The organism is Campylobacter concisus (assembly GCF_002165775.1).
Lineage (GTDB): Bacteria > Campylobacterota > Campylobacteria > Campylobacterales > Campylobacteraceae > Campylobacter_A > Campylobacter_A concisus_E.
The window spans coordinates 1-3,789 of the sequence record NZ_NDYP01000015.1; the positions used below are offsets into that span (position 1 = coordinate 1).

Sequence of the window (3,789 nt, forward strand, 5' to 3'; positions counted from 1 at the left end):
ATTGTCTTACCTCTCCCGTTAAGTCATTAAGTGCTCTTGCTATTCCTCCGTTTACGCTTTTAACTACTCCAGCTTCTTTAGCCATCATGTTCTCCTTATTGTTTATAGTATTTGAAATTTTGAATGAATTATATAAATTTTAGAAGGGCTTGTCTATTGTACTGGGGTACAATGGGGGGGGTACTTAACGAGAAAAAAATAAACACTTATAAAAATTTAATGATAAGAAAGAATATCCCAAAGGAATTTCCTTTGGGATTAAAAGTATAGATATTAAAGTACGTGTATTTGATCTTGAACTTCGATTGTAGTTGTACCACTAGTATAAGTAGTATAACCACCAGAACTAGCACCTTTAGTCCAGCTACTTCCAAGAGTAAGCTCATCATTACTATCACCATCTATTTTTAGCTTATTCTCGTTACTATCACGTAATATATCTTGAACATTGCTAGCTGTAAGAGATAAGGTTGTCTTTTCTCCATTAGTCATATCTAGTTTTTCGATATTTTTAACATGGCTAAAGTCTATGCTATTATCAGCTACTTTTAATGTATCAAAGCCAGCTCCGCCGTCGATAGTAGAAGTGTCTTGAATACTTGCATTTTTACCGATAGAGATAACATCATCTCCGCCGCCGCCGCTTACAGTAGAGTTATTCTTAACGGTTAGATTATCTCCGATAGTAATGGTATCTTTGCCGTCAGTAGCGTTATTTACTCCGCCACCGCCTTCGCCCCAGTCTCCATAAATTCCGGCATTGCCGTCTAGAGTTAGGTTATCCCCTATAGTAATAGTATCTTTTCCTTGACCACCTTTTACGTCGGCATAGTTTTTAAACGTTACGTTATTTCCCATAGTTACTGTATCGTTACCAAAAGTACTTTGGTGGGTCGTATCACCATCATCCATATAAATATCAGAGTCGTCTATAGTAACGTTATTTCCTATTTTTGCGGTATCACTATGGAATCCTAGGTCCATATGTGTACCTTTGCTAATATTAGCTCCGTCTCCGATATTTAGAGTGTCACTTTGATTTCCAGTTATAAGCTGAGAGTGCCTAACAGTAGCACCAGCACCTATATTAATTACGTCATCATTATTATGAAGATCTATTCTAGTATTGTGTAACTCAGCGCCATCTTTAATATTAATCGTATCTTTAGCAACAGCGCTGCCAAATGCACCGATTACGGTTTTATTGTATGAGCTAGCATCTTTATCGCCAAATTTACCGCTAATATTAACCGTATTATCTCCGCTACTCCAGCCGCCACCAAGAGTGATTTTGGTATTGTCAGATTCTATATTATTGCCAGTACCATCAATATTAACGGTATTTGTACCATGTCCTGTTTGAATATTAGCGTCTTTAAATTTACCGCCCTTAATATTGATGGTATCGTCGCCACTTCCGGTGTCAATATTAGACTTTTCAACCGCACCATTTATATTTATAGTATCTTTTCCACCATAAGTTTGTATTTCGGCGTTTTTGACGGTAGCGCCGGCTTTAACATTTATGGTATCTTCTGAATTATAATTATCCCTATAATCTGATCTTATATAAGTTTTATGCTCATTAAAGGCATTAAGACTAGCATCTTGGTCGCCAAATACCGCGCCAGACTCTATATTTACTTCATTTTTACCCTTGTCTAGTCCGATCTCTGCTTCGCTAAACGTACCGCCTCTTACATTCACCGTATCATTACCGTCACCGGTATAAATTCTTGTGCCGGTTAAATTTGCTCCGGCATTTATATTTATCTCGTCGTTACCACCATCCATATTCACAAGAGAATCTTTAAATGTAGCATTATCTATTGTTAAAGTATCTTTACCATCACCCATATCTACACTAACTTTTACCGTAGCTCCGCCGTGCATCTTTATCTCATCGTCTCCGCCGTGAGTTTGAAGATGATTGACGTTAGTATAAGTAAAGTCGCCCGCTATATCTATAACGTCTTTATTTTGGCTACCCATAAGGCTTTTTACTTTAGCTTCGCCGCTTTGATGGAAATTCATATATTGCTCGCCTAGAGATGAAGATGCCTGTATAGATACATCTTTTAGTACGGCGTTTCCGGTTACGTTTAGAGTAGCTTTATCTGTTGATTTACCGCCTTCAAACTGCAATGTAGTGCCATCCAACTCGGCATTACCGTTAATATTTATTTTATCGTTTGCTCCGGCACCAGTATTGATATTACCGCCTTTAACCTTAGCATTATCTTTTATGGTAATAGTGTCATCTCCGGCTTCTCCTTGAATATATGTATTCTTTAGTTTAGCATCACCATTTACGGTTATTTCGTCATTAAATTTATTGCCTTCAATCCACTTAGAATCTAAATTCATGCCGTCTGTAATTTCTATTTTATTTTCACCGTATCCGCCGGATATCTTTCTGCCGCCTATATGAGAATTTTTAATTTTTATTCCGTCATCACCGGAATAATTATTTCGCATACTACCTTCTACATTACCTTCTACCGTGGCATTTTCGATTGTAATATTATCGTTATCCGATTTTTCAGCTCCGCCGTATATGCTAGGACTTTCGCCGCGTCCACCGCTAACGTATCCTTTTACTCTCGCGCCGTCTAGAATTTTAATAGTATCAGCATCTTCGTTGCCTTCTATATCTTCGCTTATGACGGTGCCTGCATCTTTTACGGTTATCTTGTCGTTACCCCATCTTCCTTTTATACCGTCTACTTTAGCGCCTTTTTCTACCAATATCTCGTCATCGCCGCCTCTACCGTTTATACCGCTAACGTAAGTTCCGCTATCACTTACAGTTACCTTATCGTTTCCTTCGTCTGCTTGTACAAGATCTACTTTTGCACCTTTGTCTACAGTTATAGTGTCATCTCCATTACCGGCGCCTATAAATTTAACTTCTGTTCCAGTTCCACTTACTTTTATAGTATCACCAGCAGCACCGTTATCCTCTATATTTAAATTTGGATTTACTCGCTTCTCATGTACATCGTTTTTAGTTTTGCTATCGCCTAGTAATGTATCTACTTTAGAACCGCTATCTACTGTTATAGTATCACTTCCGCCATTACCACCTATGCCTTTAACTTCGGAATTATTACTTACTTTTATAATATCGTCTTCAGAACCGCCTAGGATGCTTGAAGCTACCTTAGAATTATCTACCGAAATTTTGTCTTCGCCTGAACCGCCGGAAATACCGATTATCTCGGCGCCGTTTTTAAGATCGACGTTATCGTTTCCGACTCCTCCGTGTACGGACGTTATTCTTGTGCCGTCTACGGTTATATTATCTATATTATCCGACCCAAACACTTTTAAACTTGGATTAGGATTTACTATCTTAGCTATCGATCCGTCATCCGGATAGTTTGAAGCTTTTGCCGTGCTAGTTACCGCTAGGTCTTTAGCGTTATCTTGACCAATAGCAAGGTTGCCGTCTTTACTTACATACCAGCCTTCTTTATAATCAAATGCACTAGGAGCGGTAGGATCGTTAGGAGTTAGATAATCTCTACCGTCGGTATGTCTATATACGTGATATCCGTTAGGTATAGAAGAGGCAAATGAGTCTAAGAGTGCAGAAGATGTGCTTTCTCCCTTATACGCCGACAATGGAATTTTTATACTTCCTGCTGGTAAAGCAGGTCCTGTTGCTTCAATTCCAGCCCCAACAGCACTTCCTCCACTTACACCAAAGTTATTATCTCCACCTGCTGCTAGAGATAAAGCATCTATGCTTCCTACATTAGCGTTGATGTTACTAATGTGGCCTCC

The 3,789-nt window shown here is 38.7% G+C and carries 1 protein-coding gene; it reads right to left on the minus strand.

Annotated features, from left to right (window positions below; all coding sequences use genetic code 11):
- Nucleotides 1-273: 273 nt before the first annotated feature.
- Nucleotides 274-3,789 (minus strand): beta strand repeat-containing protein (locus B9N66_RS09770; RefSeq protein WP_087580813.1); only part of this gene is annotated, 3,516 nt, incomplete at its 5' end.